The sequence below is a fragment of the Actinosynnema sp. NPDC059335 genome (assembly GCF_042752395.1).
Taxonomy (GTDB): domain Bacteria; phylum Actinomycetota; class Actinomycetes; order Mycobacteriales; family Pseudonocardiaceae; genus Actinosynnema.
The window spans coordinates 39,485-53,154 of record NZ_JBHYXZ010000022.1; the positions used below are offsets into that span (position 1 = coordinate 39,485).

Annotated in this window: 15 protein-coding genes and 2 pseudogenes; 12 read left to right on the top strand and 5 right to left on the bottom strand. The window is 73.3% G+C overall.

Going from position 1 to position 13,670, the window contains the following annotated elements:
• Positions 1-238: 238 nt before the first annotated feature.
• From ACFXGA_RS09990 to ACFXGA_RS10015, 6 genes are all read left to right on the top strand, one after another.
• Positions 239-649, top strand: a complete 411-nt coding sequence (locus ACFXGA_RS09990; protein WP_378086153.1) for an Hsp20/alpha crystallin family protein — start codon at positions 239-241, stop codon at positions 647-649.
• 443 nt (positions 650-1,092) lie between these two features.
• The gene (locus ACFXGA_RS09995; protein WP_378086155.1) at positions 1,093-1,695 is read left to right on the top strand and encodes a hypothetical protein; all 603 of its coding nucleotides are present in this window, start codon (positions 1,093-1,095) and stop codon (positions 1,693-1,695) included.
• A gap of 122 nt (positions 1,696-1,817) precedes the next feature.
• The gene (locus ACFXGA_RS10000; RefSeq protein WP_378086157.1) at positions 1,818-2,105 is read left to right on the top strand and encodes a DUF1918 domain-containing protein; all 288 of its coding nucleotides are present in this window, start codon (positions 1,818-1,820) and stop codon (positions 2,103-2,105) included.
• A complete protein-coding gene (locus tag ACFXGA_RS10005) occupies positions 2,102-4,387 on the top strand; it encodes a glycosyl hydrolase family 65 protein (RefSeq protein ID WP_378086159.1) in 2,286 nt (761 codons plus the stop codon). The genes ACFXGA_RS10000 and ACFXGA_RS10005 overlap by 4 nt, the downstream gene beginning before the upstream one ends.
• A 9-nt stretch (positions 4,388-4,396) precedes the next feature.
• A complete protein-coding gene (locus ACFXGA_RS10010) occupies positions 4,397-5,071 on the top strand; it encodes a universal stress protein (protein ID WP_378086161.1) in 675 nt (224 codons plus the stop codon).
• A 282-nt stretch (positions 5,072-5,353) separates the two neighbouring features.
• On the top strand, positions 5,354-5,866 hold the full coding sequence (locus tag ACFXGA_RS10015; RefSeq protein WP_378086163.1) for a hypothetical protein: 513 nt from the start codon (positions 5,354-5,356) through the stop codon (positions 5,864-5,866).
• A 72-nt stretch (positions 5,867-5,938) separates the two neighbouring features.
• Here ACFXGA_RS10015 and ACFXGA_RS10020 read toward each other — a convergent pair whose 3' ends face one another.
• Both ACFXGA_RS10020 and ACFXGA_RS10025 read right to left on the bottom strand, forming a co-directional pair.
• Positions 5,939-6,376 (bottom strand): hypothetical protein, encoded by a 438-nt coding sequence (locus tag ACFXGA_RS10020; protein WP_378086165.1) that lies wholly within the window; start codon positions 6,374-6,376, stop codon positions 5,939-5,941.
• 23 nt (positions 6,377-6,399) lie between these two features.
• The gene (locus tag ACFXGA_RS10025; RefSeq protein WP_378086167.1) at positions 6,400-6,888 is read right to left on the bottom strand and encodes a DUF3040 domain-containing protein; all 489 of its coding nucleotides are present in this window, start codon (positions 6,886-6,888) and stop codon (positions 6,400-6,402) included.
• A gap of 507 nt (positions 6,889-7,395) precedes the next feature.
• Between ACFXGA_RS10025 and ACFXGA_RS10030 the strand changes: the two genes are divergently transcribed.
• The 6 genes and pseudogenes from ACFXGA_RS10030 to ACFXGA_RS10055 form a co-directional block, all read left to right on the top strand.
• Positions 7,396-7,938: an SAM-dependent methyltransferase gene (locus tag ACFXGA_RS10030; protein WP_378086169.1), complete on the top strand. Its 543-nt coding sequence runs from the start codon at positions 7,396-7,398 to the stop codon at positions 7,936-7,938.
• On the top strand, positions 7,935-8,174 hold the full coding sequence (locus ACFXGA_RS10035) for a hypothetical protein (RefSeq protein WP_378086171.1): 240 nt from the start codon (positions 7,935-7,937) through the stop codon (positions 8,172-8,174). The genes ACFXGA_RS10030 and ACFXGA_RS10035 overlap by 4 nt, the downstream gene beginning before the upstream one ends.
• A 56-nt stretch (positions 8,175-8,230) precedes the next feature.
• Positions 8,231-9,421, top strand: a complete 1,191-nt coding sequence (locus tag ACFXGA_RS10040) for a PucR family transcriptional regulator (protein WP_378086173.1) — start codon at positions 8,231-8,233, stop codon at positions 9,419-9,421.
• 142 nt (positions 9,422-9,563) lie between these two features.
• Entirely contained in the window at positions 9,564-10,010 is a 447-nt protein-coding gene (locus ACFXGA_RS10045) for an NfeD family protein (RefSeq protein WP_378086175.1), read from the top strand.
• Entirely contained in the window at positions 9,995-11,005 is a 1,011-nt protein-coding gene (locus ACFXGA_RS10050; protein ID WP_378086177.1) for an SPFH domain-containing protein, read from the top strand. The genes ACFXGA_RS10045 and ACFXGA_RS10050 overlap by 16 nt, the downstream gene beginning before the upstream one ends.
• A gap of 166 nt (positions 11,006-11,171) precedes the next feature.
• Positions 11,172-11,303 (top strand): annotated as a pseudogene (locus ACFXGA_RS10055) (Na+/H+ antiporter NhaA); the annotation flags it as partial.
• A gap of 201 nt (positions 11,304-11,504) precedes the next feature.
• On the opposite strand, the gene ACFXGA_RS10060 reads toward ACFXGA_RS10055, so the two are convergent.
• The 3 genes and pseudogenes from ACFXGA_RS10060 to ACFXGA_RS10070 all read right to left on the bottom strand — a co-directional run.
• Positions 11,505-12,095 (bottom strand): TetR/AcrR family transcriptional regulator, encoded by a 591-nt coding sequence (locus ACFXGA_RS10060; RefSeq protein ID WP_378086179.1) that lies wholly within the window; start codon positions 12,093-12,095, stop codon positions 11,505-11,507.
• Positions 12,092-13,486 carry an FAD-dependent oxidoreductase gene (locus ACFXGA_RS10065; RefSeq protein ID WP_378086181.1) on the bottom strand — a complete coding sequence of 465 codons (1,395 nt, stop codon included), beginning with the start codon at positions 13,484-13,486 and terminating at the stop codon, positions 12,092-12,094. Before ACFXGA_RS10065 ends, ACFXGA_RS10060 begins: the two co-directional genes overlap by 4 nt.
• Positions 13,487-13,514: 28 nt before the next feature.
• Positions 13,515-13,670, bottom strand: a pseudogene (locus ACFXGA_RS10070) (sodium:proton antiporter); the annotation flags it as partial.

A 13,670-nucleotide genomic window follows, 5' to 3' on the forward strand; every position in this document is an offset into this window, starting at 1 on the left:
CCCACCCGGGGGGGGTGCGGTGCCGTCATCCGGGGACCACCACCCCCTGTCCCGCCCCCCCGCGCGGGCCCCGGTTCCCTCGCCGCTCCCCCCGCCTTTGGGCCACGGGGGGCGCCACGATCGCGGGTCGGCGCCGCCCCGGGGCCGGAGTCCTCGATGACCGGCCTCGCAATCCGGGGCCGGTGTCCGCCTTGGCGGTCCGGACCCGGGAGAACTCACGAAGAGCGAAGGAGTTGCCATGACAACGGTCGAGAGGCGTCCCGTCGGCGGTCTGATCCCGGAGGTGGTCGGTCTGTTCGAGGCCGCGTGGCCGTTCGGCCCGCGCCACTCCGTCCAGGTCGAGGACTACTTCGAGGACGGCACCTACGTGCTGCGCGCGGAGCTGCCGGGCCTCGACGCCGACTCCGACATCGCGGTGAGCACCACGGGAGACCGGCTCACCATCACCGCCGAGAGGGAGCAGCGGGCGCGCGAGCAGCACCGCTCGGAGTTCCGCTACGGCTCCTTCACCCGCACCGTCACGCTCCCCAAGGGCGCCGACGCCGACGCCATGACCGCGACGTACCGCAAGGGCATCCTCGAGGTCCGCGTGCCGGTCGCGGAGAACGCGGGCGCACGCAAGATCCGCGTGGAGGCGCAAGAGGACTAGGTTCCGCGCCCGACGCGAACACCGACGGGCACGTGTCGGCTCGGCGGCACGTGCCCGTCCGATCGACGTCGGCACGGTGGGCATCCCGGCGAACTCGCCGATCGGCCACGAGGACACCGGGATGCGCACCATCCCGCCGCGTCACCTCGGTCGTCCGTTCTCGCAACCGGCCGTGGTCCTCGTGGCGTCCGTGTTGGTCGGGTCCGGTCGGGCGGCGTGTGGCGAGTCGTGTGGCGTGCCTGGCGCACCGTCTGACGTCGGCGTGGGCGATCCGGTGGTGCTTGCTGGTCACCCGATCGGGTTGCGGACTCGCGCTCGGAGTATCCGCGGCAGAGTCGGAAGTCCCTGGCCTCCGGTGACCGTCGCGGCGACCAAGGACCCTGTGCGCCGGTTCCCGGCCCGAGGAGCCTGGGGGCACCGGATCGCGCCGAGGAGGTCGTGACATGGAGATGTGGTCGGGCGGTGTCGTCTCACGGCTGGCGCGGCGGTTCTGGGTCTGGCGCAACCCCCTGGCCCGCGCTGGGGACCGGTTGGAGAGCGGGGTGGCGCTGGTCGCGGTGACGGTGGCGCTGACGGGCCTGCCCGTCGCCGCCGCGCTCGGCTCCGAGGTCCACGTGCGGCAGGTGGCGCTCTCCTCGGAGCAGTCGCGCACCCGCCACCAGGTGGACGCCGTGCTGTCGGTGGACACGCCCGGGGACGTCGGCGGCACCGAGCACACCGCCACGACGACGTACGTCGTGCACGCCACGTGGGCGCTGCCCGACGGTACGGCCCGGCAGGGTGCGGTTCGGGTGACCGGTGGCAGGTCCGCCGGCAGCGAGATCCCGATCTGGGTCGACGACGGTGGGTCGCCGGTGGACCCGCCGTTGACCGCCGAGGGCGCCGTCGTCACCGCGGCGACGGTGGCGGTGGGCTCCTGGCTCGCGCTGGGCGGTGCGATGGCACTCCTCTACGGGCTGGTTCGCGGCGTCCACGTCAAGCTCCGCCGTCAGCGGTGGGCGCTGGAGTGGGCGGCGGTCGAACCCGGTTGGCGGAAGCTCGCGTGACGGCGTGCCCTGCGCGACGTCCCGGTGCAGGTGCCCTGTGGCACCAACCGTCCCGGGAACCACCCGTTCGTGTGGCCTGGGCAACGCTTCGGCATCAAGAGGGCAGGACCGGAGGTGCGGCGATGAAGGCACAGGTCGGGGATTGGGTGGTCGTCGAGGGCGTCAGCCTCGGCGTACCGACGCGGCGGGGCCAAGTGGTGGAGTTGCGCCACCCGGACGGCTCGCCGCCGTACCTCGTGCACTGGTTGGACACGGGCCGGCGGACGCTCGTGTTCCCCGGGCCCGATGCCCGTGTGGTGCCCGCTGAGGACGAGGCGCGGCGGTTCGCCGCGCCGGCCGACACCGGCACGGTGCACGGGGAGTCAGCGCCGGCCACGCGGGCGAGGCCGCGGATCCCGGGTGTGGCATGACCGGTCACCTCGGTGTGTTCGACGGGATCTTCCTCGCGGAAGGTGACCGGTTGCCCTCACGGGTCCGCAGGCGCGTGGAGGCGCTGCGCGCGTTGGGGGTGCCGGTCCACGGGCCACCCGACGCCGATCGGGCCGCGCCAACCGCGGCGCGCCGCGATTCCCGACCGGCGCTGGTGGTCGATCCGAGCCGTGACCAGGCGGAGCTGTGCCGGCTGCTCGACGAGGAGATCGTCCGCCGGACGTGCGCACGACCGCCGGACGCCGGTGATGCGGCCTGGACCCTCCGGGAAGGCGGAGACCCGCTCCGCCGCCGCGTGGTGGAGTCCCTGTTCACAGTGGGGGCCGGCGGTATCGCCACCCGCGGCGCGGTGGAGGAGGCACGACCGGACGCGGAGCCCTCGGTGCTCGCGGCCGGCGCCTACACCGGTCGCGGTTCGGACGAACACCTGCTGGAAGGCCCGATCTGGACCGGCCTGGATCTGCGGCCCGCACCCGAGGCCGACCACCGGGTGCTCGACCTCCGCACGGGCACGCTCGCGCGGCAGGAGGACACCGACCACCCGGTGTGGACGCTGCGGTTCGCGTCGATCACCCGGCCGGGCGTGGTCGCGATGAGGGCCGAGGGTCCGGCCGGACGGCTGCGCACCGGCAAGGCGCTGCGGCCTCCTCCGGAGGCCGACATGGCCGAAGGCGTGCTGGACGGCGACCGCAGCTGGGCGTCCACCGGTGACCGCTCCGGCGTGACGGCGGTCGCGTGGCAGCGCCTCTGGGGTGACGGGGATCTGCGCACCGCGGAGAGGATTGCCGCATACGCCGCCGGCGGCTTGAGACGGCGCCCGTCGGTCGGGCTGGTGGCGGCGCTCGACGCCGCCCGGCAGATCGGGTTCGACGGACTGCTGGCCGAGCACCGGGCCGCGTGGGCCGACCGCTGGGCCGCCGTGGACGTCGAGGTGCCCGACGATCCTGAGCTGGAGACGGCGGTGCGGTTCGCGTTGTTCCAGCTGTGGTCCAACGTCGACGGGCGGCGGGAGGTCGCGGTCGGCGCGCGCGGCCTGTCCGGCGCCGGGTACTCCGGCCACGTCTTCTGGGACGCCGACGTGTACGTGCTGCCCGCGGTCCTGACGATGCACCCTCGGCTGGCCGCCGCGATGGTGGACTACCGGGTGCGCCGACTGCCGGCCGCGCGGGTGGCCGCCCGCGCGGCCGGTCGTGCCGGCGCGCGGTTCCCGTGGGAGTCGGCGTCGGACGGCAGCGACGTCACGCCGGCGCGCGGCCACGTCGGCGGCGTGCCCGTGGAGATCCGGACTGGCCGGTCCGAGGAGCACATCACCGCGGACGTGGCGTGGGCCGCGTGGCACTGCGCGCGGTGGACCGGGAGGTCCGGTGACGTGCGAGCGAGCCGCGCTTTGCTGGAGGAGACCGCCCGCTACTGGGCGTCCCGGTGCCGGGTCGACGAAGACGGTCGCGCGCACATCGACGACGTCATGGGCCCGGACGAGTACCACGAGCGGGTGTCGGACAACGCGTTCACCAACGTCATGGCCCGCTGGAACCTCCGCGCCGCGGCCGACTCCACCACCTCGCCCGGGCAGCGGCGCGCCTGGACTTCGCTGGCCACCTCGCTGGTGGACGGGTACCGGCCGGACACCGGCCTGTACGAGCAGTTCGCCGGATACTTCGGCCTCGAACCGCTCACGATCGACCACGTCGCCCGCCCGCCGGTCGCCGCCGACGTCCTGCTCGGCCGCGAACGCGTGGCGGCCACGCAGATCATCAAACAACCGGACGTGCTGATGCTGCACCACCTGGTGCCGGAGGAGGTGCGGCCGGGTTCGCTCGGGCCGAACGTCGACTTCTACGCGCCGCGCACGGCGCACGGGTCGTCTCTGTCGCCCGCGATCAGCGCATCCCTGCTGGCGCGGGCCGGACGCCCGGAAGAAGCGCTGAGCCTGCTGCGGACGGCGGCGCGCATCGACCTCGACGACCTCACCGGCACGACGGCGGCCGGCCTGCACCTCGCGGCCATGGGCGGCGTCTGGCAAGCGCTGCTGGGCGGTTTCGCCGGCGTGGGCGTCCGGGACGGCACGATGCGCGTCGACCCGTCGGTACCCGCCTCGTGGCGGACGCTCGGGCTCCGGTTCCACTGCCTGGGCCGCCGTGTCCGGTTGCGGATCACCCGGGACGACGTGTGGGTCGAGGTGAACGCGCCCCTGCGGGTGGCGCTCGCCGGGCACGGCGAGTTCCTGGTCACCGACGCGGTGCGGGTCGAACGGATGGCGTAGGGAGGCGGCATGGGCGGCAAGGTGGTGGCGGTGGAGCGGCCGGGCGCGGCCCCGGTGGTCGCGATCGCCACGGCGGTCGCCGAGGCGATCGGCGCGACCGTGGTCACGGTGCCCACCGGTCGGGACGCGGTGCTCGGCGCGTTGCGCGGGCCGGACGCCGTCCTGGGCGTGGTACCGCGTGACCAGCACTCCTCGTGGACCATCGCCCGCGCGTCCGCCAGGCCCGTCGTCCTCGTGCCGCCGATGTACCCCGGCACGTCCGCGTCCACCGCCGCGGTCTCCCGGGTGCTCGTCCCGCTCGACGGCACCGCGGAATCGGCCCGTGCGGTCGTCGAGGTCCTCGGACTGCTGGCTCGCGCGAACGTCGATCTGGTCGTGCTGCACGTGTTCGACGAAGCCACCGTGCCGCCTTTCTGGGACCAGGCCGCCCACGCGCGGCACGACTGGGAACGGGAGTTCCGCAAGCGGTTCTGCACGCCGGAGGACGTGCGCTTGGAATTGCGCAGCGGGAGGCCGGGTGATCGCGTCAACCAGGTCGCGGCCGAGGAGCACGCGCACCTCATCGCGCTCGGGTGGTCGCGACGCCTCGACGAAGGACGGGCCCGCACGGTCCGCGACACCGTCCGCGGCGCTCGCGTCCCGGTGATGCTGGTTCCCCTCGCATCAGTCCACCCGCACCTCTGATGTGCGGCGGTCGGCGCCGGCGCCGGTCGTGGTCGGTCGGAGCGTCGGATGGTCGGCGCGATGGTCAGCGTTTCGAGGTGGCCGGTCACCGCGTCGCCCGGGCCCGCTGTGACCGACACCAACAGGTGCGGGCCGACCGGGTGGCAGCGCCCGATACCGCCGACCGCCCGCGCGACGCGGCCTACCGTCCTGGGTCGTCGCGAAGTCCGCCCCCGCCGCGGTGGACGTGACCGCGCTCAGCACGGCCAGGTCTGCCGCGCCTTGCCCGAAGGGTGTGTTCCCATGCGTCCGCGTGCCGCCGTCCTGCTGCCCCTCGTGACCGCCCTGCTCGCGGTCCTGCCCGTTCCGGCGGCCACCGCCGCACCGGGCGACCTGACCTGCGAGGTCCAGGTCCAGACCGACTTCACGCCGCCGATCACCGGTTCGGTGACCGGCTACGCGGGCGAGGTCAGCGGCTCCTTCGTCAACTGCGTCTCCGCGACCGGCCAGACCATGCAGTCCGGCGTGTTTCAGGGCACCGCCACCGCCACCTCGACCATCGCCACCCCCTGCTCGGTGGTGATCCGGATCGTCGCCACGGGCACGATCTCGTGGACGCCGACGGCGAGCAGCGACTTCGTCTACGTGTTCAACACCGACCCGGCGCAGGGCCTGGTGGAGCTGTCCATGACCATCACGGGTGGGGCGCTCGCCGGCGACGGGATGATCCCGGTGGCGTGGTTCACCCCGAACCTCGACTGCGCGCTGACCGGTCTCAGGTACGTGAGCGTGGGAGGGGCCGGCACGTTCGCCTGATCCCGCCGCGGCCCGGTGAACGCCTGCGCAGTGCCCGATGGGTGCTGTTCGACGTGGTTCGGTGAGGAAGGGTCATTCGTCGCAACGGGGGACGGTCAGCGCCCTCCGCATCCGTCCTGGCAGGACGGTCCCCTCCCGCCGGACGGCGGTGTCCAGGCGTTCGAGCGCCTCGTCCGTCCACGCCGTGACCTGTTGGGCGGGACGGCCCTCGGAGCCCATGACGCGGGCGCTCACCAGGCAGCCGCCGGTCGGGAGTCGCTCCACGCGGACCCATCCCGACCAGCTCGGCGTCGTCTCGCCGCCCCACGTGATGCGCAGGTTCTCCCAATCGATGTCGATCGGGCGGTGCACCTCATCGTCGTGGGCGCCCCGGCGCAACCACAGCCTGAGCAGGTTGGGACTGGGCACGTCGACCTCGACTCCCGCCGGCAGCCACGCGAGGTCGCCCAGGTCGGTGAGGACGTCGAACACGAGGTCGGCGTCGGCGGTCAGGAAACGGCTTCGCGGCACGGGACTGCTCGTCGTCTGCGGTGTCACACCGGTGCTCCCCGATTGGAGGTGGGTGGTGGCTGATCGTCGTCCGGTCCGGCCGGTGGGTGTGGTCGTCGTGGGGGCGACAGCAGCAGTCGGATGCCCATCGCCGGCGCGGCGATCAGGAGGCCGATGGCCACCAGCCCCGGATCGGCCACGGCGCCGATCAACACCAGGATGAGCCCGAACACGACCACGGGCGTGAGCCGGCCGGCGGCCGGTCGGGGGTCGGGGCGGTCGAAGGCGCGGATGCGCTCGGCGAACTCCGGGTCCTCGTTCGCCAACTGCTCTTCGATGGCGCGGAGCCTGCGTTGCTCGTGGTCGCTCAACATGATGGGCTCCGTGCGGACTGCGGCGTGAACGGCGCGCGGTGCGACCCGGATCCGGTGGTGGTGGAACAGTTGCGCCCGGCAGCGACGGCGCTCGGCGTGCCCCACGCCGAGCAGTCCCACGGCGAGCGCGGTGGCCGGCGCCGTAATCCACCACTCCACGCCGCCTCCTTCCGTCGACCGTGGTTCGGTGTCACCGCCGACTGGTGGATGCTTCGAGGACATGGTCGCCCGGATGGGGATGTCGGAACAGGGAGGGAACCGGCGGTAGACACGGCCGGTTGGTTGCCGGTTATCGGCAAGGGCGCGGGACAGCCGTGCGACGACACCCAGGTCGTCCCCAGTTCATCCCTCGGCGGCTCGTGGCTCGTCCGTGCGCCGGGGCGCTACGATCGTCGTGGGTGTGCCGGGAAGCCTGGTCGGCGAGCGATCTGCCGTCGTCCGGGAACGGAGGCCCCATGGCCGTGCACGTCGTCGCCCGCCGATGGGCAACCGGTCCACACCGCGGTGGCGCACCGCTCGACGCGGAGTGGGGACGTCGCGGTTCCCTACCGGGTGTGCCGTACCCGGCCGGTGAGAGGTTCCGGCCGTGGTGAGCGGGGTGGCACGCACCGCCGTCGGACCCATGGTGGTCGCGGCGGTGAGCGGCACTACCCGCCGGGGTTCCGCTTGCTCGACGACCCGCTGGCGGGTTCGGTGCTGCCGCCGGCGTCGCGGTGGCTGGCGATGTCGGCCCGTCATCGCGCGGTGCGCGAGTGGCTGATCAGGTATTGGGAGACTGCTTCGCCCGGTTCCTGGGGAGGCGTCGCCTGCCGCAAGCGCTACATCGACCAGCAGACGGCGCGAGCCCTGGACGACGGCATCGGGTGCGTGGTCGTCCTCGGAGCCGGTCTGGACACGCTGGCCCACCGCTTGGTGACGCCTGCCGGCGCGTCGGTGTTCGAAGTGGACATCGCCGTCAACACCGCACGCAAGCGCAGGCGCCTGCGGGTGGGCGATCGCGTGACCTTCGTGCCGGTCGACCTCGACCGGGGGGATCTGCGCGCGGCGCTCGTCGCCCGCGGTCACCGGGTCGCGCAGCGGTGCCTGTTCGTGTGGGAGGGGGTGACCCAATACCTGACCGAGGACGGGTTCGGCCGCACGTTCGACTTCCTGGCCGGCGCGGCGCCGGGCAGCAGGCTGGTGTTCACCTACCTCCGGCACGCCTCATGAACGGCGGCGGCGGTGTGCGGGAGGCCGGGGCGCCGCACGAACGGTTCGTCGCCCGGCAGCGCCTGTGGCGGCTCGGGCTGCGGCCGCGTGACGTGGGCCCCTTGCTGGCGCGGTACGGCTGGCGGAAGGTCGAGGACGTCGGGGCCGAGGAGTTCCGGACGCGCTACGTGCGGCCCGCCGGCCGTGACGTGCCGGTGTCGCCCTTGGAGCGGACGGTCCTGGCCGAGAAACCGTGAACACCGACCGAGGGGCGGACCGCCCGGTGCGACGACTTCGACCGACGACTGCGGGAATGGAACACATGGCACGGATCAAGCGGTCGGGGCCCGCGCGTGACGACACCGTGGATCCGTGGGCCGGCGTCGCCGACCGGGCGAGCCGGCAGGCGCACGGCGTACCCGCCGAACTGCTCGACGGCTACCTCGCCGACCTGGACGAGGTCAGTGCGTCCGGCCGCCCGTTGGGACCGGATCGGGTGAGGGTCCGCCACGACGTGGGCGCCCGGGCGGCCGCCCAGGGCGTGCCCCTGGGCGGGGTGATCGACCTCTACCTCGGCGCCACGTGGCTGGCTTGGCCGCTGTTGTCGGGTGTGGACGATGCGAAGGACCCGGACGCCGTCCGCGCCCTGGGACGGGCGGTGTTCCAGGCGGCCGACGTGGCGGTCGAGGCCATCGCCGAGGGCTACGACAAGGCGCAGCGCTGGTCGGTGCGCCAGGAGGAGTCGTTCCGCAGGGAATTCGTCGACGACCTGCTCGACGGTCGCAACCTCGGGCAACTGGCGGAGCGGGCGGAGAGGTTCGGGTTGCGGTTGGCGGGCAGCAACGTCGTGGCGGCCGTGCGCTGCCCGCAGCCGGCGGTCGACGGCGGCGAGGTGGCCAGGGCGGTGGAGTCCTCGCTGAACCTGCGGCCGGACTCCCGCGACGTCCTCATCACCACGAAGACCGGCCTGCTCGTCTGCGTCGTCCCGGACACGGTGGTCGGAGTCCTCGACGAGTTCACCCGTCAGGTCGCCGTGGCACTGGGCGGGGAGGCCACGTGGTGGGTCGGCATCGGTCGCGTCCAGTCCGGACCGGGTGGCGTGGTGCGCTCCTTCGAGCAGGCCCGGTACGCGCTCGACATCGCCGAACGCCTGGCGTTGCCGGGGCGCGTGCACCGGGCCGGTGACCTGCTGGTCTACCAGGTGCTGTTGCGCGACAGCGCCGCCTTGGCCGACCTGGTGTCGGTCGTGCTGGAACCGCTGCGCGCCGTGCGGGGCGGCCCGGGTCCGCTGCTGGACACGCTGGCGGCCTACTTCGCCGCCGGTCAGGTGTCGGCGGCGTGTGCGCGGGAGTTGCAGGTGGGCGTCCGTACGGTGACCTACCGCCTGCGGCGGGTCGAGGAGCTGACCGGCTACTCGGTGGATGATCCGCCGCAGGCGTTGTCCCTGCACGTCGCGGTGCTCGGCGCCAAGTTGCTCGGCTGGCCGGTCACCGAGGTGCCGTGACCCCTGGTTGCCGGGTTCCGGCAGCCGGGCCGATCGCGGGCGGCTCGGTTCGCACATTGTCCACCGGCACCGGTCGGGAGAGTATTCATGCAGGTCAAGGTGACCTGGGCGAGAGTGCTCCCGATCGTGGAGGGAGTGTTGCGTGGACGCTTGGCTCGTGTGGTTGGCGGTGGCGTTGTTGCTCGGCGCGGTCGAGGTGTTCACCCTCACCGCCGCGCTCGGCATCCTCGGGGGAAGCGCGCTCCTCGCCGCCGCAGCCGCGGGGATCGGCCTTCCGGCCGCGGCCCAGTTCACGGTGTTCGCGTTCGCCTCGGTCCTGGGCCTGGTGTTGCTGCGTCCGCTCGCCGGGCGTCACCGGAACGGGTCGTCCGTGCGCTTCGGGGTGGACGCCCTGGTGGGCGAGCCGGCCGAAGTGGTGCGCGAGGTGACGCGGCACGGCGGTCGGGTGCGGATCGCGGGGGAGGAGTGGACGGCCCGCCCGTTCGACGACAGCCTCGTGATCCCCGAGGGCGCCACCGTGGAGGTTCTGCGGATCAGCGGCAGCACCGCGTTCGTCTACCCGGGGAGTGGGTCGTGGAAGCTTCAGTGATCGTCGGCGCGGTGATCGTGCTGCTGGTGGTGCTCGTCGTGTTGAGCGCGGTGCGGATCGTGCCGCAGGCGCGGGCGCGCAACGTGGAGCGGCTCGGTCGGTTCCAGCGCACGCTGCAACCGGGGCTGAACGTGGTGATCCCGTTCATCGATCGCGTGCACCCGGCGATCGACCTGCGCGAGCAGGTGGTGTCTTTCCAGCCGCAGCCGGTCATCACCGAGGACAACCTCGTGGTGGAGATCGACACGGTGCTGTACTTCCAGGTCACCGATCCGCGTGCGGCGTTCTACGAGATCGCCAGCTACCTGCAGGCGGTCGAGCAGTTGACCGTCACGACGCTGCGCAACGTGGTCGGCTCGATGGACCTGGAGCGCACCTTGACCTCTCGTGACACGATCAACAGCCAGTTGCGGGGCGTGCTGGACGACGCCACCGGCAAGTGGGGGTTGCGGGTGAACCGCGTGGAGATCAAGGCGATCGACCCGCCGCGCACCATCAAGGACGCGATGGAGAAGCAGATGCGCGCCGAGCGGGACAAGCGCGCCGCGATCCTGTCCGCCGAAGGGCAGCGGCAGTCGCAGATCCTCACCGCCGAGGGGGACAAGCAGGCCGCCGTGCTGCGCGCCGAGGGCCAGCGGGCGGCGGAGATCCTGAAGGCCGAGGGGCAGTCGCGGGCGATCGACCAGGTGTTCGAGGCGGTGCACCGCAACGATCCCGACCCGAAACTGTTGGCCTACCAGTACCTGCAGATGCTGCCGCAACTGGCACAGGGCCCCGGCAACACGTTCTGGGTCATCCCCAGCGAGGTTACCTCGGCGTTGCAGGGCGTCTCCCGCGCCTTCACCGAGGCCCTGCCCAAGGTCCCGGCCACCGTGCCCGCCACGGCCGACGACGACGCGGCCCGCGCGGCCGACGACGCGAACCGGGCCGCAGAAGCAGCGGCCGAAGCGGCCGCCGACGCCGAAACCGCAGGCCGGGCGGGCACACCTGGCTGACCGGTCCCACACGGGGGCCGATCGCCGCACCGGAGCAATGCCGATCAAGGCGTGCTCCGGTGCGTTGTTCCGTGCACGGGGGCGGCGGCGCGTGCCGTCGAAAGACCTGCGGCAGGTGGTCGTCGACGGCTGATGGCGCGGTTCTTCTTCGTGGTGGGCACTGGAGATCACGCGCGAGCTGGTGGTGGGGGAGCCGCGGGACCGGTGGGTGGCGGCGCTGCCGGCGTTCGCCGCGCCGGGTGGCGTGGTGGTGTCCGCCGCGCTGTTCCTGGCCGTGGTCGGTGGCGGGTTGGAAGCGCGCGGGTGTGGCCGCCGTGCCGGGCATTGCGTCGCCGCTCGCACTGACCCGGCGCGACGACCCGATCTCGACCCCCGTGCGCGGCACGTCGAAGGACGGGAACGGTGGCGCGGAGTGATCACCCGACCGGCGGGGTACGCCTCGACCGCGGCAGTGCTGCCGGTCGTGCGCCCCGCCGGCCGACTGGTCCGCGGTGGGCCGTCAGTCCGCCGTGCGCAGGGCGGCGAACGCCTGGTCGACCAGGGAACGCAGGTCGTCCGCGCCCTCGCCCTCGACCCAGGCGGTCAGTGCGGTGGTCAGCGCCGCGGTGGCCGCGGCGGCGATCACGCGCAGTCGCAGGTCGACCGGTCGGCGCTCGCGTTCGGCCAGGGCGGTGGCGAGCAGGTCGCCGGTGGCGGCGGTGTTGTGCCACTGCCGTGCCCGCAGGGCGGGCGTGGTGACGACGAGCCGGGTTCGGGCGTAGACGGCGTCGCGGTCGGTGGCGAGCACCGCGTCCAGACCGGTCAGCAGGGCGGCGCGCAGCGCTTCCAGCGGGTCCTCCCCGTCGGGGCGGGCGCGGACCAGGTCGGCGATGAGCGGGTCGTAGTCGTCGTCCTCGACCACGGCTTCCTTGGTGGGGAAGTGGCGGAAGAAGGTCATGTGCGACACGCCCGCTGCGGCGGCGATCTGCTCGACGGTCGTGGCGTCGTAGCCCTGGCCGAGGAACAGCTTCAACGCGTGTTCCTGGATGGTGCGGCGGGTGTGCGCCTTGCGCTGCTCGCGCAGCCCGCCCCGTCCTGCCTGGTTCGTCACCGGTCCAGCATGACGGCCAGTGCCCGGCGCAGGACGTCCGGCTCCGGCTTGCCGCGCCAGGCCAGGTGGCCGTCGGGGCGCACCAGGAGCGCGTCGCCGTCGCGGTGGACGTGCCGGACATCGCCGAGCACGTCGCGGGCGACCGCGGCGCAGCTCCCGCCGCGCGGTGCGGCGACGGTCCAGCCGAACCGGTCGGTGACCGCGAACTCGGGCACCCGGTCGCCGACCCTGGGTCGTCGCCCGAACCGCGAGCGGGCGTAGCTCGTCGTCAGTTGCGACGCGCGTTCCCAGATCCGCTTCTCCACCGGCGGCAGGCCCATCAGCGGGAACAGCACGCGGTCGCGCACCAGCCGCGCGAGCGGCGACTCGCCCAGCACGAGCCCGGTGAGGCCGCTGGTGGTGCCCAGCACCTCTTCGGCGACGGGGCGGCGTTCAACCTGGTAGCCGTCGAGCAGCCGGTCGCCCGCGCGGCCCGAGGCCACGAGTGCCAGCCGCCACGCCAGGTTCTCGGCGTCGCTCAGACCGGTATTCATGCCCTGTCCGCCGAACGGGCTGTGGATGTGCGCCGCGTCACCGGCCAGCAGCACCCGGCCGCGTCGGTAGGTCTCGGCGAGGCGGCGGTGGATGCGGAACACCGATGTCCACAGCCACACGTCGGCCGGCCGGACGCGCACGCCGGCGTGCCGGTGCGCGGCGCGCGTCAGGAAGTCCGGGATGCCCGGCACCTCGGTGCCCGGCGCGGGCGCCATGAACCGCCACACGCCGTCGGGCAGGGGGAACGCCGCGAAAACCTCCCCGCCGCGCACCCACACCCCGACCGAGTCGCGGGACAGCGGCAGTTCGGTCCGCACGTCGCCGAGCACGAAGCCCTCGACGAGCGGGACGCCGGGGAAGCCGATGCCGGAGGCCTTGCGCACCGCGCTGTGCGCGCCGTCGCAGCCGACCACCCAGTCGGCCGGCACCGGTCCGGCGGACGTGGACAGCGTCACCCCGTGTTCGCGCAGGTCCAGGCCGGTGACCGCGGTGGCCCACTCCACCCGGCCGCCCAGGGCGGCCAAGCGGGTGCGCAGCGCGGCTTCCACCTCGGCCTGCGACACCAGCAGGCCGGGACGTCGCACCAGCGCCGTGGGCCGCCCCACTCGCAGTTCACCCGAGCGGCGACCGTCGACGTGGACGGCCACCCGGCGGATGCCGATCGACCGCTCCGGCAGGTCGCCCAGCGCGCCGAGTCGTTCCAGCACCTCGCTGCCGCGTGGTTGCAGGCCCAGGGCGCGGGAGGTGGTCGCCGGCCCCGGCGCCGCGTCGACGACTCGCACCGCCACGCCGCGCGCGCGCAATGCGCACGCCGTGGCCAGACCGGTGGGACCGGCACCCACTACCACTACGCTCATGAGCCATAGTGTTAGTCACTAACAAAAGTTAGTCAATAACATCTCGCTGGTGGACGTCCGGGATGCCGTCTTGGTCGGCGTCGCGGGTCTCCTCGTCGTGGATGCGGCGGTAGACGCGGTTGCGCGCACGCAGGATCACGGTGGCGACCAGCGCGGACAGCAGCGACCCGAGCAGGATGCCGAT